This is a genomic window from Polaromonas aquatica (genome assembly GCF_050626995.1).
Taxonomy (GTDB): domain Bacteria; phylum Pseudomonadota; class Gammaproteobacteria; order Burkholderiales; family Burkholderiaceae_C; genus Polaromonas; species Polaromonas aquatica_A.
In genome coordinates this window covers 2695658-2712834 of the sequence record NZ_CP192467.1, presented here as the reverse complement: position 1 = coordinate 2712834, position 17177 = coordinate 2695658, and the positions used below count along the sequence as shown (strand labels likewise).

Below are 17177 nucleotides of genomic sequence, written 5' to 3'. Positions count from 1 at the left end.
CCGGCCTGATTCAACATTTGCTGCTGCGCCGGCGTCCGTTTCCGGTGCCATCTCCGGTGGGTCCGGCCTACGCTTGGAGCATGAACCCACCTTCCCGCATCCCGGCGCCAGCCCGCTCGGCCGCAGCGATCCAGCGCGTGCAGCGGCACATCCACGAGAACCTCAACCAGGCGCTGTCGTTGTCGGAGCTGGCCGGTCTCGCCGGGCTCAGCATCTGGCGCTTCGCTACCGTGTTTCGCCAGCAGGTGGGGGTTTCGCCGCACCGCTACATCTGCCGGCTCCGTCTGGCGCGCGCGCAAGCCCTGATCAGGCAAGGGATGCCGGTCGCCAGCGCAGCCAGCGAGGCGGGCTTTTATGACCAAAGCCATCTCTCGCGTCATTTCAAGAACGTGTTCGGCATGACACCGGGGCAGTACCTGACGACGGCCAGTCAGCCGCAAACGACATGCTGAGCCCGACCATGACGCAGGAAATGGCGGACCTGCTGCCCGATCTGGTCGCGCTGCGGCGTGACCTGCACGCGCACCCCGAGCTTGCCTTCAAGGAACACCGCACGTCCGGCATCGTCTCCTCGGCCCTGCGCGACTTGGGGCTGGAGGTGCATGAGGGCATAGGCGGCACGGGTGTTGTCGGCGTGCTGCGCGCCGGCAGCGGACAGCGCAGCGTGGGTTTACGCGCCGACATGGACGCGCTGCCCATTCTTGAGCAAGGCGAACGGTCCTATGTCAGCCGTTTCCCCGGCGTCCACCACGGGTGCGGACACGACGGGCACACCGCCATGCTGCTGGGCGCGGCGCGCCACCTCGCACGCACCCGCCGCTTTGACGGTACCGTCAACTTCATCTTCCAGCCCGCCGAAGAAGGCCGTGGCGGCGCACGCGTGATGGTCCAGGAAGGGCTCTTCGAGCGCTTCCCTTGCGACGCGGTCTACGCCCTGCACAACTGGCCGGAGCTGCCCGCCGGCACCGCCCAGACGCGGCCGGGCGCCATCATGGCGGCGGCGGATCGCTTCGACATTGTGGTCCGGGGCCGGGGCGGCCACGCGGCCCAGCCGCATCGCACGCCCGACGCGGTGCTTGCCGCGAGCGAGCTGGTTACCCAGCTGCACACCATCACCTCGCGCCGCATCCCGCCCACCGAGAATGCGGTGCTCTCGGTCACGCGCATCAGCGGTGGCCAGTCGCACAACGTGCTGCCTTCCGCGGTCGAACTCACCGGCACGGTACGCAGCTTCGACGCCGGCGTCCAGGACACCATCGAAACCGCCATACGGCAGATCGCTGAAGGTGTGGCCCAGGCCACGGGCACCGCGATCGAAGTCGAGTACGTGCGCTACTACCCGGCCACAGTGAACACGCCGCAAGAAGCATCGCTGGCCCTGCGTGCTGCCGAAGCCGCGGGCCTGCAAGCTTCGGTTGCCCCCTCGGCGGCGTTTACGTCCGAGGATTTCGCATTCATGCTCAAGGCCAGGCCCGGCGCCTACCTCTGGCTGGGCCAAGGCGCCGGCCCAGGACGCGAAGCCACCCCGTCGTTGCACCATCCCGGCTACGACTTCAATGACGAGGTATTGCCATTGGGCGTCAGCTGGTTTGTGCAGATGGCGAGCCTCGCGCTCGCGGGCTGATTGGGAAAAACGCTGGAAGGGAACGAGTAGCTCTCACCACGACGCGCTTGAGAACGGCTAAGCGGATGCCTTGATCGACGCCAGCACCCGGTCGACCATCACGCCTGCCTGGCCCAGGTTGTTCATCGGGTCGCAAAACGAAGCAAGCTGTTCGCGTGTCACGTGCTTCTTGATCTCCGGGTGCTCCGCCAGCAATTCGATCAGCGGGCGCTTTTTCTGGAGGGCTTCGCGGCAGATGTCATAGACCAGGTCGTGCGCATATTCGCGGCCGATGTAGGGACCCAGGCCCATCATCACGGCCTCCGACATCACGAGGCCGTGGGTCATGTCGATGTTGCGGCGCATTTGCGCGGCATCGACTTCGAGGCCCGCGAGGATACTGGCCATCTTGTAGCCGAAGGTAATGGGCGTTGCCTGCTGCAGGTTGCTGCGGCCGATGATCGGTGTGTCGCGGTGGTCGCGCGCCAGTTTGGCGAGCGAGGCCGAGATGTCCGCGAGGTCGGCCTCAACCAGCGCCAGGCCCTCGCGTATCTGCAGCACAGCGGCGGTGTCCGTGATGTCCTGCGTGGTGGCGTCCCAATGGCAGTATTCGCCCAGGCCATCCTTGCAATGCGCGTTGATCTGGTTGACCACGGCGATGATCGGGTAGCCGATCTGCTCGGTCTTGGCCTTGAGCTTGATCCAGTCGATCTGGCTGGGCTCGCAGTTCTTTACGATCTCTTCAGCCGCCTCTTTGGGAATGATGCCGAGGGCGCCCTGGACCTTGGCGAGCGCGCGCTCAATGTCCAGGTACTTGGCCTGTTCCGAATGCGACGTAGGCACGCGCTATCGAAGTATTTCGTCGCGCAGAGGTGGCCACTATTCCCCACCCTAACCCTTCAAGGCGTTCCTGGTCAGGTAACCCAGCTGACGGACGGTTGGCCTCATGCGTTTGCCGAGCTGATGTAGGGCTCGACCGCTCGAATCCTGTTTTCGTAAGAGTACACGAACTGCTCCACATAGCCCAAGTTTTACCGCATTCCTGTTGGGGTCAGCTTTCAGCGCAGTTCAACAGCCAAGTCAACCATGAATTCTCGGTACTAATTGCTCCTGCAATTGGAGGATGTGAGCGGGTGGCAATTCTTTTATGTTTGAATCTTCCAGGCACTCGGCTTCTTCTTGCTTCCTAGCGAAAGCAGGCAGAAGCCCCTGAAGTAGCTGTAATAAACGGGGGACGTTGATGAGTGCAAGGTTCAGCTTCCAGTTGCTGGGATCTTCTGAATCCCTCGCGAGAGTACGCACGCAGATTGAGCGTGTCGCCAAGGTTGACGCGGCGGTTCTCATCGAGGGTGAGACAGGAACCGGAAAAGAAATGGTAGCGCGAGCGATTCACTATGGCAGTAAGAGGGCCGACCGCGCTTTTGTTCCGGTCAACTGTGGAGCGCTGGCGGAGACTCTGGTTGAAAGTGAGCTCTTCGGTCACGAGCGAGGTGCTTTTACCGACGCAAAAGTCGCCTCGCTCGGGCTTGTCAGTGAAGCTGGCGGTGGCACGCTGTTCCTTGACGAAGTCGACGCACTCAGCCTCAAGGCCCAAGCCGCACTGCTGCGCTTTCTGCAAGACGGCAGTTACCGCCGCGTCGGCGGGAGTTCGACCAAACAGTCTGACGTTCGTATCGTCGTGGCCAGCAACGCTAACCTCAACGAGCTTTCCGAAGCACGCCGTTTTCGCAAGGACTTGCTGTATCGCATCAACGTGTTATCGGTCTATCTGCCAACGTTGCACGAGCGGGGCGATGACGGGATCGAACTTGCCAGGATTTTCCTGACGCGGCTCGGCCATCATCACGGAAGGCCGCAGGTGCGCCTGACGCCGGCATCGATCGCATTCATCCAGAGTTACACGTGGCCGGGTAATGTGCGTGAGCTCGAAAATGTTGTCCAGCGGGCTTTCTTGCTCAGCGACAGCAACGAAGTCGATATCAGTCAGGCAATGTCCCACCCCCGCGGCGAGCGTCCCGCTGCCGAACCGGTGGTCTTTCGCACAGCCAAGCAGCAGGCCGTCAAGGAGTTCGAGCGGCTGTATGTGAGCCGCTTGCTGATGCAAACCAACGGCAACCTGACTCAGGCGGCACTGATCGCGGGACAGGATCGCAGCGCTTTCGGACGACTCGTGCGCAAACACAGCCTGAGTCCCAGCCGGGTCCAGGCCACCACCGCTGCCCGCACCGGTGAAGCCTGAGTCCCAGCGTGCTTGCGAAGTACGGACTTGTCCTGTTGACCCTGGTATTCGGCATAGTGGCCTTCGTCGCTGGGTTGCTTGCACCTTCCTCATTCAAGGAAGGGGTGACAAAAATAGCGCAACAGATCAGCGCGAAAATCCCGGGCCGTGCCGCTCCAGGCACGGCGGCGGCCTCCACACCAACCGCAACATCTGGCAACACACCAGTCACCACTGCCGCTTCTACAGCCGCTGCGGCCCCGGCAAGCGCGCCGGCCGCCGCGGCCTCGTCACCCCTGCCTGCGGCCAGCCTGATACTACCGACAGTGGCCATCGCTTCTCCAAGCTTCGCGCTGCAGGCGGCGCAGTTTTCGACGGCGCAGCCCGCCAGCCAGCTGGCTTCGTCAATACAGGCACAAGGCGTCACCAGCACGGTCGTGCTGATGGGCGAGCCTGCAGGCAATTCGTGGTCTGTAGTCACCGTCGGGCGTTTTGGCAGCGCAGACGAGGCACTTTCGCAACGCCACTACCTCTCGCTCAAGCTCGGGCTGCCGCCCAATATGGGCACCATCTCACTGCCGCCTCCACCCAAATAACAACTCAGCGCAGCAAGTGCGCTACCGGATGCCGCTGCTGTTTGTTGACCCAACCAGCCTGTCCGTAGGTGTCGACATAGCAGACCGTGAGCTGCGCCATGCCGAGCGAGCAAAAGTAGACGTACAGGTTCGCATCCTGCTTCGGGGCCATGTACCAAAGCCACGGACGGGTGGCCAGGCCCCAACTGCTGACCCGGTGCACCAGCAGGTCTGCCTGGCCGAGGTCACTGACGAGCGCGACACGGATATCAGCGTCACCCATCGTGGGGGATTCATAGATGCGTGGCACGGATTCCTTTGCGGGTGTTCATGTGAACGTTGCGCTGCGGCTGCGGCACGCGTTCAATAGCCGGTATCGGGTAACTCACGCCGCCGGCTGCGCGGACTCAGGGGCGGCGCCTTGTCGTCGGCGGCACCAACGGCGAACGCCAGATGCTCGAACAGGCCTTTATCAAGCGCGTTCCCACGGTCAAGGATGCTTTTGTCCCTGTATTTCTTGGGAAGATGTTTGGCCGCTGCGAAACTGGGCGTCACCGCATGCACCTGACCCGTGTCGGCGTCGGCGCCGATAAAACGATCACGTTTTGGCACAGCACCCGGCACATCGTCCTGGTGGAAACGTTCAAGCACGTCAATGCGTTGCTGCGCACCCGGACCGGCGATAGTTGTCACAAACCGCGCGCTCGTAACATGAGCGGCCCGCTTCTTCGCCACGTTCTCGTGCGTCAGATGCGGAAAGGAACTGGGAGCTTGCGGAGCTGCTGCAGCCGTCGGCGCGGCGCCCCCAGCTGCGGCGCCCGAATCGGCCCCAACCTCGGTGATGAATGGCGCAAGTGTCGGAGCTGCTTTTTTTCCGCCGGATTTTGCGGGCGCCTCCACCTCCTTCATGGTCACATGCTGGACGCGGCCGGCAAATGCAACCTCGCTCGGTTTCTGTTTATCAGCCGATTTGGGTTTCGGTACGATTCTCGCTGCTGCCATAAGGAAACCTCCAGTCCGTTGAAAGGAATTATTTGTGTTTCAGGCTGCCGGCGACTTCAGCACGGCACTGCACACAGTAGTCCATCGCATGGCCTGCACTGACCTCGCTGCTCTCGTGATGGTGCACGTTGGACAGCGCCCCGTGCTGCTGGATGTCGTTCCAGGCCATGAACGACGACTCCTTCGCCGCGTAGTCATGCCAGCTGTCCATGCCGGTCATGCTTTTGGCCAGACTGTCGAGGGTGGCCTGGCGCTGCTGAACCAGTGCGCCATGGGCTGCAATCCTGGGCGCCTCAGCCGCCCGGTAATTGCTCATGAGCAGATTTTTCCGCGCATTCCTGGTGTTGTTGCCAAAGGTCGGCAGTGCCGCCGGGACATACGCGGGCACGACGGGCACCAGACTCGCAGTGAACGCATCCATCTGAGCCGCCGCATGGGTGTTGCCACGCTGGCTCAGTTCCTGATGCGCGACCATGAGGCTGTGCCCCTCAGCACAGGACAGCCCGCGTTTGTCTTCGGCGGGGGCCTGCTGGACATGCCGGTCCATGAGTTTTTTTGCAAGCGGATGGTTGGCGTGGTTATCCTGCATGTAGGTTCGCCTCGCCTGGTACTTGGGCACGCCAGCGCCGCCCGCCGGCAGCGGTGCCTTGGCCCAGCCGGTATTTTTTCCGGTCACCGAAAGCGCAGCATCGCCACCGGTCAGACGGTCCTTGGGGGGCGCGGTGACTGTCATCGTTGCGTGCACCAGATCGCGCGGTGCTGCGTCGCCGGACGATGATGCAGCGCGCGTCGCCTTCGAGCCCGATTGCGCGGTGAGCGGCTTGGAAAGCGCCGGGGATTGGGGTTGCCGTTTGGATGCCATTGGTTTACTCCCTTTGAAAACGTGCACCTGTTTGGCCGGATGACATGCCCGGTATCTGTAGCCCGGCTCCGGGCCGCGAAAACTGCCGTATGCCGGACTCGTGCCCTGCGGCGCAACGGCCGGCCCGCCACCCTTCCGGCCAGCCCGCAAGTTGCGTTGTGTCCGGGACCGCTTGCATCGCCGTTTCTTCCGCCATCTACATGCCGACGCCACGGCCGGTGTCGAGTTGTGCCGCAACAAGGCGGCGCCGGTCTTCTTCAACCGCAGAGAGCTGGCCACCTGTATCAGTCACTTCAGCCGCCTGCTTCCTGAATTTTTTGGCAGTGGACTGCAACTGTGGGCCCTGCAGTGCAGGCAGCCGTGGATGACTCAATATCTCCGACCCGTAGGCCTCCATTTCCCGTTGCGGGCTGGTCGTGGTCTTCATGACTGCCGGGCTTTTACGCTGCGCGACGTGTGCCATCTCATGACCAACAGTGCGAACGAGCTTGCGAAAGCTGTCCGTGTTCTCGTCACGAGTGATCTCTTCCAGCGCACGTTTTCCGTAATCTTTTTTCATCGTCAGCGTGATCGGCTTGGTCCTGTCCTTCCTGGCGCTGTAGCCGCCACCGGTCGAAGCATGACCGGCCTCATCCCTCACCTTGACCTTGTCGGGCATCGGCAGTGTGCCGTCAGTGGCCCGATGGACTTCGGTCGCAGTGGCTTTTGTAACCGCACGCAGCGACAGGTGGCTCGGATGTGATTTCGGCAACGCATTGCGCGTGGCCATAACGTTGGCAAACATGTCCCAATGGTCGAGCGGCGCTCGGCCCTGCGCCGCTCGCTGCTTGACCGCCAGCTGGGTCTTTGTCGGTGGTTTCACGACTGGCGGCACACCCACGCCCTGCTGCGGACCCGGGTTTTGCGCTGAGGCATTTTTCTTTCTGAGTAGCATGATGTTTCCTTTCAGGTTCAGAATGTGAAGCCCGGGTGGACAGGGCTCAGCGGCGGTTCGGTCAGGGTGTTGTCATTGGCCATTTCGCGCAGGCCGCTGAGGTCAAGCCGGGGAGTCGCGCAGCGCCTGCAGCCGCTGCCCGGCGCGGCCGAACGCATCGTATTGCCCAGCGGCGCATCGGCGCCAGCGCCAGGCAGCGAGCCAAGATAGCGACGCGTCGACGGCTTGAAGGCTGCGTCCCTCGAAAAATTGGCGCGACGCGCCATCCTGGCCCGTGCCATGCTTTACCTACCCGGCCCAATGCGCGCTCTCATTTTCCTGCTTGCTTGTACATGTCGGCGAGGCCTGCGCGCTGTTCAGTGACAACGTCCTTCAGGTGGCTTTCATGCGTGGCATCGATATGTGCGGTGCTGCGGATGCGCGTGAGCATCTCAAGCTGGCGGTCCATACCCCACTCTGCGTCCTTTTTAGGCACCACGCCCTGCTGCGAAGGGTTATCGAATGGACGGGCGTCGTGAATCGTCGGTTTGCCGAAGAGCGTCGCGGGCGTGGCTGTTGACCGGAACTCGACCTCAAGCGCTGCCGCGTAGTGGTCCTGCGTCGCGCCCATCGGGCCGGCGAAAGGTATCTGGCCATGATGAGCGTGCAGCAGGTAGGCGCGGTGGTGCTCAACCACTGCACCGCTTCCGGTCGTGAGCTTGCGCCGGTGTTGCGTTTTATTCATCGCCGAAGCCGGCAGGCGTTTGCTCAGAGAAGCACCGGCGCCGCTTTTCCTCGAACTGCCGGCGGCCTGGTGCAGGGAGTCGGGACTCATGTGGTCGACCTCAACCGGTTCCTTCGATGGGGTCTTTTTGTAGACCGACTGCTGCGCATGCGTGCCGATGACTTTTTTGACTCCGCGTATCGGCCCATAATTGCTGGGCGCCGGGCCCAGCCTGTCCTTGGCGGTCTGGTCCGCCGTATACCGTCTCGATGCCATGGTCAAACTCCTGGTGGGTTAAGAAAAAACGCGGGGTTATCCGCGCCACGTGTCAAAAACCGTGCGTTTTATAGAGATCAGCCAATCCACTACGCTGCTCGGTCACCACATCCATCAGGTGCTGTTCGTGCTCGCCCGTGATGTGCCCGGTGTTCTTGATGCGCTTGACCATGTCGAGCTGCCGGTCCATACCCCATTCGGCATCGAGTTTCGACACCACTCCCTGCTGCGACGGCTTATCGAACGGCCGTGGATCGTGAATCGTCGGTTGACCGAACAAGGTGGGCGGCGTCGCGGTCGAACGGAACTCGACCTCGAGCACCGCCGCGTAGTGATCCTGGGTTGTGTTCATGGGGCCGGCGAACGGTACCTGCCCGTGATGCGCATTGAGCAGATAGGCCCGATGCGCCTCAACCGCGTTGCCGCTACCGGTTGTGAGCTTGCGCCTGTGCTGGGTCTTGTTCATCGCAGCGGCCGGTAGCCGCTTGCTCAACGACGCACCGCCACCGCTCTTGCGCGAGCTGCCAAGGGCCTGATGCAGCGAGTCGGGACTCATATGGTCAACCTCGACCGACGCTTTCGACGGTGTTTTTTTATAAGTCGACTGCTGCGTATACGTGCCGAGCTCCTGTTTCGCACGTTTGATCGGCGGGAAGTTGCTAGGGGCAGGACCAAGCAGGTCCTTGCTGATCTGGTCGGCTTTGCGTTTGCGGCTGGCTGCCATGGTCGATCTCCGGTCAGGGTTGAACACGCTTCAGGATCGCGTAACCGATTGCCTGATGCAACGAGTCGGGGCTCATATGCCGGCCTCCACCAACGCGCCCGATAGCGCCTTCTTGCAGGTCAATTGTGGCGAATGGTTGCCGATCTCGAGCCTGGGCCGCTTGACTTTCGGGTGATGGCTCCGCGCCGGTCCGAGCTCGCTTTTGCCGATCTCTCCAAACCTTCTTTTGCATTCCATGGTTTCTTCTCCTTCAGTCGAAAACAGCGTCAGCGCGCCAGCGGCTCACCGATGCATTCGCACACGGCCGCGAGCCGGTGCTCGAGTTCGTCGTTAGTGCAGGCGAGCGCGCCAGGCAGCGCGAGGTGCATGAACCGGTAACCCACATCGTCGCCGAGCGACTCGTGCCCAAGCGCGTCAAACCCGGCTTTCTCAAGCAGCCGGTGCGAGCGCGTGTTGCCCTCGTGGACCGAGGTGAACAGGTGTCTCACCGGTCCACCGGCGAGGCTTGCCGTCAGCAGCCGCACCGCACGCGCACCAAAGCCAGTGCCTTGATGCTCGACACCTATCCAGAAATGGATATGCGCCATATCAGCCTCGCGGCGCAAACCGATGGCACCGACAAAACCGAAATTCCGGTGAACCACGGCATATTCGGTCCCGTCGCGGCCGCCTACATGGGCAAGGTAGGTTTGCGCCTCCGCTTCACAGGTAATTGGCGGCAGTCCGGCCACCACGGCGATGTTCGGATCCCGGTATTGATGCAGCCATGCCGGGATATGCAGGGCATCAAGCGGCTCGAGCGAGAGCTCATCGTCACGCATCGCATCGGCTTCATACCAGTTGTTGGCCTGCCAACTGACCAGTCGACGATCCAGCAGCTCATGCATGCCTTGTGCCTCTGGATGACCGGCATCCAGGCGCAGACATTCCCGCACCACGCGCAATGCGGTGGCGCTGCGCCCAGTTTGCGCCTCCAGTCGCGCACGCAGCAGCAGCTGATCGATGCGAAAAGCCGCCGGCGAATCGCCGTCGGGAATTTCGGCGAGCACATCACGCGCCAGCGCCCACTGACCCACGTGCACCAGCAGACCAGCAAGACCCAGCCCCGCGTCACAACGCTGACGCTGTGTCATCTGCTGCCACGTGCGTGCCAGGCTGCGATGCAGTGTTTGCAGTGCACCTTCGTCCGCAGCGTCCAGCAGGCGAAGATCAAGGCTGTCGAGGATGGATTGGAGAGCCCAGGGGTCATGACCCGAGCAGCGAAGGCGAAAATTGATTTCGTCAACGCTCTCCACGGGACTATGGGGAGCCCCGTGCCACCACCGCTCCGCTGGATGGTCTTCATCTACCGTCTCGACCAGACTGCTCCAGCTCGCGGCATCCATGCCGATGGCATCGTCGCGGCAGGCCATATGCTGAATGGATCCCGATGCGCCCCACTCCAGATGCGCAACATGTGCACCGGCGCTTTCCTGATGCATGCCAAGCGCATGGAAATTGACCGGCAGTCCCAATTCACCAGGAGCGAGTTGTTCAGGAAGCGCCATGCAGTTAAGCCTGATCTGCCGCTCATCGGCGACGCCCTGATCTGCCGCCAACAGCAAATAGCGCCCGGCGGAAAAATCAGCAAGCGCATCCAGCAGGGACAGCGCGGAGTTTGAAAGCAGCACCGTGGCATTGATCAGGCTGGAACGGTAATGGTCCAGCAGCGCGGACATGGCCGAACCGATTTCGCCTTCGGCCAAAGTCCGCCACTCGCAAGCCAGCGCAAAGCGGTCTCCACTGACGGCCTGCGCCTGGATCCGCGCTTGCAGCAGTTCGCCATAGTGCACACCATACAGTTCGGCCTGCAGTGCGGAAAACCCGCCCGCCGTCATCGCAACCACCGGGTTGCGTGACCCGAACAAGGCAAAGCGATTCGCACCGAGCAAAAGCGGATGGCCGCGCCGGGCCTGCCAGCTAGCTTGATCAAGCCAGCCGCGTGCAACAAAAGGTTGCAGTGCCGGCTGCCTGAGAAGCGCCAGCGCCGGCTCTTCACCGGCCTTTGGGCAGAGCACATACCGCACAGGCCAGCCGAGCATGCCGCAGGCATGCATTTCGTCGCGCAAAGCGGCCAATACTGCCGCCGCCAGGGCACCGTCATCCGGCCCCATATTCAAGATATAGAGTGGCTGCGACAAGTCCAGGCCACCCAGCCGTTCAAGCCGGCTCCAGTACATCACAACAGCACGCGCCCAGGCGCGTGCCAGACGCGGCCCCGCAAGGGCAGCAGCAATGGTTGAACAATCCCTGAGTAAAAAGGGTGGCAGTTCGCAAAGGTCTTTCCAGTCCGAAGCGGTATCCCCCACCGCCACCGGCGGCTGTGACGGTTCATCCTGTAAGGAACCCGGCAGGAAGAGCTTGTGGGGCTCAGCTGGCGCGATCATGTTTCCTCCCGCGCTGCGGGGGTTTCAAGCCCAACCAGTTCGAAGATATTGAGTTGGCCGCCAAGGCGGATAAATACCTCCTTGTAGAGCTCGGCGGTGTTGAGTTTTCCCCATTCGACTGCACGGCGTATCAGGTAGGGCGCCGGACTGTGCGGGTCAAGCTTCAAAAGCGTCTCCACCAGCTGCTCCAGCTTCGCATAGACCTGGCGCCGGTCATCTGCGGCCCACTTCTGGCCGTCAAGGGTGAATATCTCATCGGTTCCCACAGTGATACCCGCTTCCATCTCGGTTGGGGGGTCGCAGGCCGCCCCAACTGGTGTTACTCCGCGCCTTTGCAACTCGGATTCGGCCAATGCATGCAGCTGCTCCAGCAAACCAGACAGCGCCGAAAGACTCGGCCCATCTACCGCGAAATGACTGTCGATACCGTCCCTCAGAAGCTGCATCGAAGCCATCGCATCCTGCAGCTGCTGGTGCAGCGCCTGGTACCAGGCCAGAGGCGTTGCAGCCATCGCCGCAACAATAGTCCCGATATCGGCGTGCTCTTCCTCATCAGCATTGTTCGCTTCGGCTGCAGCGGCCGGCGTCAGCCGTTCACGGTGCATGGCAACCTCCCAGTCGGCCAGGTTATGGTTGCGATGCATGCCGGTCGAGGTCATGGCGAGCTGCTTGAGCACAAACGGCAAGCGATTGTTGAGCGAGCGCAGGATATTGGCCCGGTGTTCTCCGCCGGAATCGGCGTCCTGGGGGTAAAGATCGTCCCAGTACTCACGCAGCAAACCGTCGAGCAGCAGCAGGCCTGGGGCGATCGCGGCAAAACCATGCTGGTTCACCTCCGCTTCAAGCAGCCAAGCGGCAACTTGCAGGTCTTTGGTCTTGCGGCAAAGGGCCTCGGTTGCGACGCGGCTGACCACCGGCCAGTCAGCTCGCTTGAGCTTGTGCTCCCATGGGCCCAACGGCAAGCTCGCGTCATCCTCGCGCCTGGCGTTCTGAATGGTGTTGTAGACCCCATTGCCTTTGACAGAATAGCCTGCGGGATTTCCCGCGTCGATCGGCTCAAGCAGATTCTCGAACGAGCACCCAAGCCGTTCACCAAAGTAGCGCTGTGATCGGGTCATCAATTCAGTGTTCATGGTTTCCTCACTTTTGCGTGGAAATGTCCTGCCGCTGCGGCGCAGACTTGGGGAAAGGTCCGGGCCAGGCGAGACCTGTGCTTGCCTGGGATTTCGGGTCGGTACCCGACAAGGCCAGGCCGAGGTAGAACGTGGCCTGCCCAGTCGTGACTGCCGGAGTTGTGCTGGGCGTAGCCTGGGTGACGCGCTGTATCGGCACACTGAATTCGAGCAACGCTCTGCCCGGTTTGAGGGGATCGGCCGGCCGCGGTGGCGAGGGCTGATGGCGTTGCAGCATGCGTAGCAGCGCCCAGTTGCCACTTTCAGTAAACGAGGCCGTGCTGCCTTCAGCCCGGTAACCGTTTTGCGCCGGGTAGGCGGCCGGCCGCCAGACAGACAGCTCGGCCCAATTCAGATCAAGCGCGATTACCTGGCCGTAGCTCCAGTCCACGGCTGGCGGGGTTGCACCCGGATAGCTCGCCACTCGGGAACCTGAGCTCACAACCCAGCTGACGACCTGCTCACTGCCGGGAGACTCCTTGGGCAGTGCACGGAAGGTGATATCGAGCTTCAGCGGTTGCGGCGCGGCGCCTATGCCCAAACCTGGCCGGAGAAACTGGTCGGCCGCATCGAGCTCCTTGAGAAATCCGTGCGCCGAGACAGCCCAGGTCGAAGTGCCCAGACTGGCGAGCGACTGTTGCAGTGAGTCGCGTTGCGCCGCGTAGTCACTGAAGAAGCCTTGCACCTCAGCCAGCGAGGCATCCGGACTGCTGGTCTCGCCGAACGGGAATCGCCCCTTGAGCCGGCTGTTGAAGCGTTTGGCCAGCGCATCGTAGGCGCTGGTTGCCTGTTCGGTGCGACGGTCGACACAGCGCAGGTTCAGTTGTGCAATCAGGTCGCGCCGCCGCTCCGAGAACATGTCGTTGCCGTAGTCGGCTGGCTGGTAGGCCGCAAGCACCTTGCCGCAGTTTGCATAGGTGAGGTCGGCAATCGTCTTGAGGAAAAGCGTATCAAGTGCGCCGACTTGCTTTCCGGGATCCTTGAATTGCACATAGCTGGTGACCTCGTTGATGGTGTTGCTCCAGTACGGCAAAGTTTGCGCGTTGTCGCGCTGGGCGTCGTTGACACCGTCCGTGTTGCGCAGCAGATTCACAAAAGGATCAGCGTAGCCGGAGAGCACCTGCGCGCGGGCAACCTGCCGCGCCAGATAATCACGTATCACCGGCGTGGTGCCCAGGTTCACGAGCAGGCCGTCGGCAGGACCGGCCTCGGGGTCATAAAGCCGGCTGCCGCTCACAAGGCCGGAAATACGGCCGAGAGCATCTGACGAAAAGTCCCGCGCACACTGTGAAACGCGTCCTGCGCTCGCTGTAAAGCCAAACTGGGTATAAAGCCGCAGGTTGCCGATCAATGGGTCCAGGGCACGCGAAAAATCACCACTCTGCTGCAAAAGCTGCTGGTCTGCCACCGAGACCGCGTCAAGTCCCTGAAACAGGAACAGTTCATTTGCAGCCAACTGCGCCGAGCGCATCGCGTCGTTCATGACCTGCTCAAGCTGCGCCCTCGCGAGCCGGTCGAACAGCGGCTTGCTGGTTGCTGGCGCACCGAGAGGCGGCAGTCCCTGGCCTGCTGCGAATCGCTGGTAATCAGCGGCGTAATTCATGGACCGGCCGAGGTCGGCCAGGCGCCAGCCCGGTGCAGAACTCACACAGGCAAAGGCCTGCGGGTTCCTGACCTGCATGAAAGTCTGCTGTAGCAGGCTTTCGAGGCCACGTACCTCTGCCGACAGTGCCGGATTCATGACCAGACTCTGGCCTTGCGCGATGAGCAGAGGCCCGTAGGGCGAAAGCTGCATGCCGCGCAGCATCTGCATGGCGGGGTTGTAGCACCTTGCTTCATCAAAACCACCGTCACCTGCCAACAGTTCTTTCGGATAGCTGTACTGCGTCACGAGCGGAGATAGCAGTTGTCGCAGTTCCTTTGCATCAGCTGCGCAGGGATTGTTGTTCGGGTCCGACGGCACCCATGATTTGGCGACCCAGACCAACCATGAGGTGAACCGCCGGGTGTTCTCAACAAGTGGCCCTTTTGCCGGATCAACCTTGGCCAGGAGGCTGGGACCCATCGAGGCCTCGGCAAGCAAATCGACATGCAGCTGCCGGCTGGAACTCGCCAGCTGGCGCGCCCAGTTGTCGCGCGAACGCCCAGGCACATTCACCACGCCGCTGTAGGGAACTTGCTCCAGCGAAGCGGCAATGACGCCGCCGGGCCGCGCCGCAGCAGGCGGCAAGCCCGCTCCGTAGACGTAGAGATAAATCAGGTTGAGGTCATCAAGCTTGCGGGCGGTGGATTCGGCGGGTATGGCAGTCAGGCGTGCGAACCGCTGGAGCTTGTCTTCCAGGTTGTTCACTTCCAACGCAAGCACCTTCAGGTTGGCGCGGGTTTTGGCATACGCCGAGTTGTTGACTGCGATACCGGCAAGCGCCGGCTCTGACGCCGCGACCAGGCCAGCGTCGAGCCGCGCGACCCGCGCCTGCAGGCCGCAAGCCAGTGCCGGAAACACCGTACGTGCCATCACGGTACTGGAGACGGCCTGCACCGCGTTGTTGCTGGCACGCCGATCGACCCAGGACAGCGGCATCGCCGCGAACACCAGGTCGATATCGAGGGACGAGGCCCGCGACAGTGCGTCGTCAATCAATGCGCGGCCAGTGCAGCTCTCCTGTGCACCTGCCAACGCCTGCGACTGGTAGAGCGCGGCGATGCTGCGGCCCAGACCATCAACCTGGCGCTGCAGCCGCCAGCCCGATAACACCAGTGCCAACAGTAACAAACCGGCCAGCACGATGCAGGCTTGCTGAAGCCGCAGCAGCCCCGGTTCACGCGACCAGAATGAGGCCAGCGTAGCGCGTGACAGCCCGCATTCCCCCAGCGCCTTTTTCGTCAGGACGTCTTCGGCAAACGAGACATCGGCGCGCGGCATGCCTGCCGGCGCAACTGTGTTCTCGATGCAACCCGTGAAATAGACACCTCGGCACAGTGCGGGCTGCGTCGTCGCCGTGTCGTGAAAGACCTCGGCGAGGTAGTCGCGCAAGGGCACATGCAAGCGCTCGAAATGCCTCGGAAACAGAAAAAATTCATCGGCGTCGGCAATCTGCTCCTGCGCCGCGGCGGCCTCTACCTGGATTTCCTTGAGTCGTTCGCCGATGTCAACAAATGCCTCATCAATCCACTGGACCGGGCCAGACTGCAACAAGCCGTCGCGCGCTGACCAGCCAAACATTCCCTCCCTCTGGGAACGCCCCTGCAGACGCCAGTACGGAGAAAATCCATCGACCGCGTCGCATTGGCTGACGACCACGTAGACCGGCAAGGCCAGGCTGGTGGCAGAACGCAGGTCGTCGAGCTGCCGCCGTGCATCGAGCGCGAGTTGAAGCACACTCTCACGGCCCGTTCCCAGCAAGTTACGGGAGGAAATCACCAGCAGTGCCCCGTCAAGCGCACGTTCGGGCCGCAGGTGGACCAGCCCGCGCAGCACGGCTTGCCAATCTGTGTCGGGCCCGGTTTGACCAGCAGCGCTGAGCTTGCCTTGCGGGTCTATGAGTTCACCCTGTGCCAGGCTGTGCCAGGCTGTGCGGGGCACGCCGGCGATCATCGCCGCCTGCGCGTCCGGCCGTTGCTGGACTTGGCGCAATGAAGCGATCAAGCTGCTTTTACCGGCGCCGGCCTGCCCGACCACGATGACCCATGTTTGCCGGTAGCGCTCCCGTGCGGTTTTGGATAGCACAGTACGCAGCCCGCGCAACCAGGCCAGGAACAACTGCCAGCGTGCTCGCCAGAAACTCGCAGCCAAAACCGGCTTGATGGCACCGGTGGCCACGATCAACTTCGCCTGGCGCGAGCGCACGATCAGCCACAGCACCAGAATGCCGAGTATTGCCGCGATGACAGCAAGCGCGCCAAACCAGGTACTGCTGATGCTGTTCATCTCAAACACCCGCAACCTTGACCAGCGGCTGGATCAGCCATAGCCAGAGCGCCGAGGACGCCAGCCCAAAGCCAATTGCATAACCCATCGCCAGGCGCAACCACGGGCGCAGGGGCGCGACCCGCGCATCGGCAGTCGACCTGACCGTGTGTTCGTAGGCTTGCACAAACAGCTTGCCGTCAGGCTCTGCCTGTCGGCCGTTGACGAACCGGTGAAGACGCTGGCGCAGCGTGTCCAGGAACAGCTGGCCCTGCGCGCCCCGGTGCATTCCCTTGAAGCCGAGCTGCAGCGCGAGCAGAAAGCAGGCAGCGAGATCGCGATGCAGATTGGATCGGGACACTACAGCCAGCACCTGCTCCGCCATGTCGAAGAAGCGGCGCCCAGCCTGGCGCGACCCGAACTGCCGGTGCTCAAGCAGAACTTCGAGCCAGGCATCCTGCGCCGGCCACAGGAGCTCAAGGATGAAAATCTCGTCAGCCAGCACCACCATCACATAGCTGGCTGCCGCATAGGCGCGCTGCTGCGCCTCGCTCGCGGTAGCACGCATATCGCGTGCCTGGCCAGCCAGCAGGTCAGCAAGGCGCAGGCTCACACAGCCCGCGAGTTCAGCCGGCTCGGCCGGTGCCGCAGCGGAGACTCCCAGGTAGGCCTGCAACGACCCGCGTTCGCTCTCCTGCCGCACGCGCGCGACCTCCTCATAGAACTGCGCAAAGCAGCTCAGGAGGGGCATTTCGGGCAAGGCGGCGGGCTGCAT

The 17177-nt window shown here is 62.5% G+C and carries 16 protein-coding genes and 1 pseudogene; 4 read left to right on the top strand and 13 right to left on the bottom strand.

The features are described from left to right. The first annotated feature begins 80 nt into the window (after positions 1-80). Both ACQ4MS_RS12900 and ACQ4MS_RS12895 read left to right on the top strand, forming a co-directional pair. On the top strand, positions 81-452 hold the full coding sequence (locus tag ACQ4MS_RS12900; protein WP_431095006.1) for a helix-turn-helix domain-containing protein: 372 nt from the start codon (positions 81-83) through the stop codon (positions 450-452). Further along, positions 446-1624 (top strand): M20 aminoacylase family protein, encoded by a 1179-nt coding sequence (locus ACQ4MS_RS12895; RefSeq protein WP_431095005.1) that lies wholly within the window; start codon positions 446-448, stop codon positions 1622-1624. The genes ACQ4MS_RS12900 and ACQ4MS_RS12895 overlap by 7 nt, the downstream gene beginning before the upstream one ends. 57 nt (positions 1625-1681) lie before the next feature. On the opposite strand, the pseudogene ACQ4MS_RS12890 reads toward ACQ4MS_RS12895, so the two are convergent. Next, positions 1682-2449, bottom strand: a pseudogene (locus ACQ4MS_RS12890) (lyase family protein); the annotation flags it as partial. A 394-nt stretch (positions 2450-2843) separates the two neighbouring features. Between ACQ4MS_RS12890 and ACQ4MS_RS12885 the strand changes: the two are divergent. Continuing rightward, entirely contained in the window at positions 2844-3842 is a 999-nt protein-coding gene (locus tag ACQ4MS_RS12885; RefSeq protein WP_431095004.1) for a sigma 54-interacting transcriptional regulator, read from the top strand. A gap of 35 nt (positions 3843-3877) precedes the next feature. Then, complete coding sequence (locus tag ACQ4MS_RS12880; protein WP_431095003.1) at positions 3878-4417, top strand: SPOR domain-containing protein; 540 nt, start codon at positions 3878-3880, stop codon at positions 4415-4417. 4 nt (positions 4418-4421) lie between these two features. Here ACQ4MS_RS12880 and ACQ4MS_RS12875 read toward each other — a convergent pair whose 3' ends face one another. From ACQ4MS_RS12875 to ACQ4MS_RS12820, 12 genes are all read right to left on the bottom strand, one after another. Next, on the bottom strand, positions 4422-4706 hold the full coding sequence (locus ACQ4MS_RS12875) for a DUF6150 family protein (RefSeq protein ID WP_431095002.1): 285 nt from the start codon (positions 4704-4706) through the stop codon (positions 4422-4424). Positions 4707-4759: 53 nt separating this feature from the next. Beyond that, on the bottom strand, positions 4760-5398 hold the full coding sequence (locus ACQ4MS_RS12870) for a hypothetical protein (protein ID WP_431095001.1): 639 nt from the start codon (positions 5396-5398) through the stop codon (positions 4760-4762). A 28-nt stretch (positions 5399-5426) separates the two neighbouring features. Then, positions 5427-6260 carry a hypothetical protein gene (locus tag ACQ4MS_RS12865; RefSeq protein ID WP_431094999.1) on the bottom strand — a complete coding sequence of 278 codons (834 nt, stop codon included), beginning with the start codon at positions 6258-6260 and terminating at the stop codon, positions 5427-5429. Positions 6261-6456: 196 nt separating this feature from the next. Continuing rightward, the gene (locus ACQ4MS_RS12860; protein WP_431094998.1) at positions 6457-7194 is read right to left on the bottom strand and encodes a hypothetical protein; all 738 of its coding nucleotides are present in this window, start codon (positions 7192-7194) and stop codon (positions 6457-6459) included. A gap of 17 nt (positions 7195-7211) precedes the next feature. Then, positions 7212-7460: a hypothetical protein gene (locus ACQ4MS_RS12855; protein ID WP_431094997.1), complete on the bottom strand. Its 249-nt coding sequence runs from the start codon at positions 7458-7460 to the stop codon at positions 7212-7214. A 44-nt stretch (positions 7461-7504) separates the two neighbouring features. After that, complete coding sequence (locus ACQ4MS_RS12850; RefSeq protein ID WP_431094996.1) at positions 7505-8173, bottom strand: hypothetical protein; 669 nt, start codon at positions 8171-8173, stop codon at positions 7505-7507. A 52-nt stretch (positions 8174-8225) separates the two neighbouring features. Beyond that, complete coding sequence (locus tag ACQ4MS_RS12845) at positions 8226-8897, bottom strand: hypothetical protein (protein ID WP_431094995.1); 672 nt, start codon at positions 8895-8897, stop codon at positions 8226-8228. Between the two features lie 72 nt (positions 8898-8969). Continuing rightward, the gene (locus ACQ4MS_RS12840; RefSeq protein WP_431094994.1) at positions 8970-9134 is read right to left on the bottom strand and encodes a hypothetical protein; all 165 of its coding nucleotides are present in this window, start codon (positions 9132-9134) and stop codon (positions 8970-8972) included. A 29-nt stretch (positions 9135-9163) separates the two neighbouring features. Continuing rightward, on the bottom strand, positions 9164-11077 hold the full coding sequence (locus ACQ4MS_RS12835) for a GNAT family N-acetyltransferase (protein WP_431094993.1): 1914 nt from the start codon (positions 11075-11077) through the stop codon (positions 9164-9166). Positions 11078-11319: 242 nt separating this feature from the next. Beyond that, entirely contained in the window at positions 11320-12456 is a 1137-nt protein-coding gene (gene tssA, locus ACQ4MS_RS12830; protein WP_431094992.1) for a type VI secretion system protein TssA, read from the bottom strand. Positions 12457-12463: 7 nt separating this feature from the next. Beyond that, positions 12464-16423 (bottom strand): type VI secretion system protein, encoded by a 3960-nt coding sequence (locus tag ACQ4MS_RS12825; RefSeq protein ID WP_431094991.1) that lies wholly within the window; start codon positions 16421-16423, stop codon positions 12464-12466. Position 16424: 1 nt separating this feature from the next. After that, entirely contained in the window at positions 16425-17177 is a 753-nt protein-coding gene (locus ACQ4MS_RS12820; RefSeq protein WP_431094989.1) for a DotU family type IV/VI secretion system protein, read from the bottom strand.

Bases quoted from the DNA above. Each gene is read 5' to 3' on its own strand.
- ACQ4MS_RS12850 (WP_431094996.1), bottom strand. From the start codon at position 8,173: ATGGCATCGAGACGGTATACGGCGGACCAGACCGCCAAGGACAGGCTG.
- ACQ4MS_RS12895 (WP_431095005.1), top strand. From the start codon at position 446: ATGCTGAGCCCGACCATGACGCAGGAAATGGCGGACCTGCTGCCCGAT.
- ACQ4MS_RS12885 (WP_431095004.1), top strand. From the start codon at position 2,844: ATGAGTGCAAGGTTCAGCTTCCAGTTGCTGGGATCTTCTGAATCCCTC.
- ACQ4MS_RS12840 (WP_431094994.1), bottom strand. From the start codon at position 9,134: ATGGAATGCAAAAGAAGGTTTGGAGAGATCGGCAAAAGCGAGCTCGGA.
- ACQ4MS_RS12860 (WP_431094998.1), bottom strand. From the start codon at position 7,194: ATGCTACTCAGAAAGAAAAATGCCTCAGCGCAAAACCCGGGTCCGCAG.
- ACQ4MS_RS12855 (WP_431094997.1), bottom strand. From the start codon at position 7,460: ATGGCGCGTCGCGCCAATTTTTCGAGGGACGCAGCCTTCAAGCCGTCG.
- ACQ4MS_RS12845 (WP_431094995.1), bottom strand. From the start codon at position 8,897: ATGGCAGCCAGCCGCAAACGCAAAGCCGACCAGATCAGCAAGGACCTG.
- tssA (WP_431094992.1), bottom strand. From the start codon at position 12,456: ATGAACACTGAATTGATGACCCGATCACAGCGCTACTTTGGTGAACGG.
- ACQ4MS_RS12900 (WP_431095006.1), top strand. From the start codon at position 81: ATGAACCCACCTTCCCGCATCCCGGCGCCAGCCCGCTCGGCCGCAGCG.
- ACQ4MS_RS12820 (WP_431094989.1), bottom strand. From the start codon at position 17,177: ATGCAGCCCGCCGCCTTGCCCGAAATGCCCCTCCTGAGCTGCTTTGCG.
- ACQ4MS_RS12870 (WP_431095001.1), bottom strand. From the start codon at position 5,398: ATGGCAGCAGCGAGAATCGTACCGAAACCCAAATCGGCTGATAAACAG.
- ACQ4MS_RS12825 (WP_431094991.1), bottom strand. From the start codon at position 16,423: ATGAACAGCATCAGCAGTACCTGGTTTGGCGCGCTTGCTGTCATCGCG.
- ACQ4MS_RS12865 (WP_431094999.1), bottom strand. From the start codon at position 6,260: ATGGCATCCAAACGGCAACCCCAATCCCCGGCGCTTTCCAAGCCGCTC.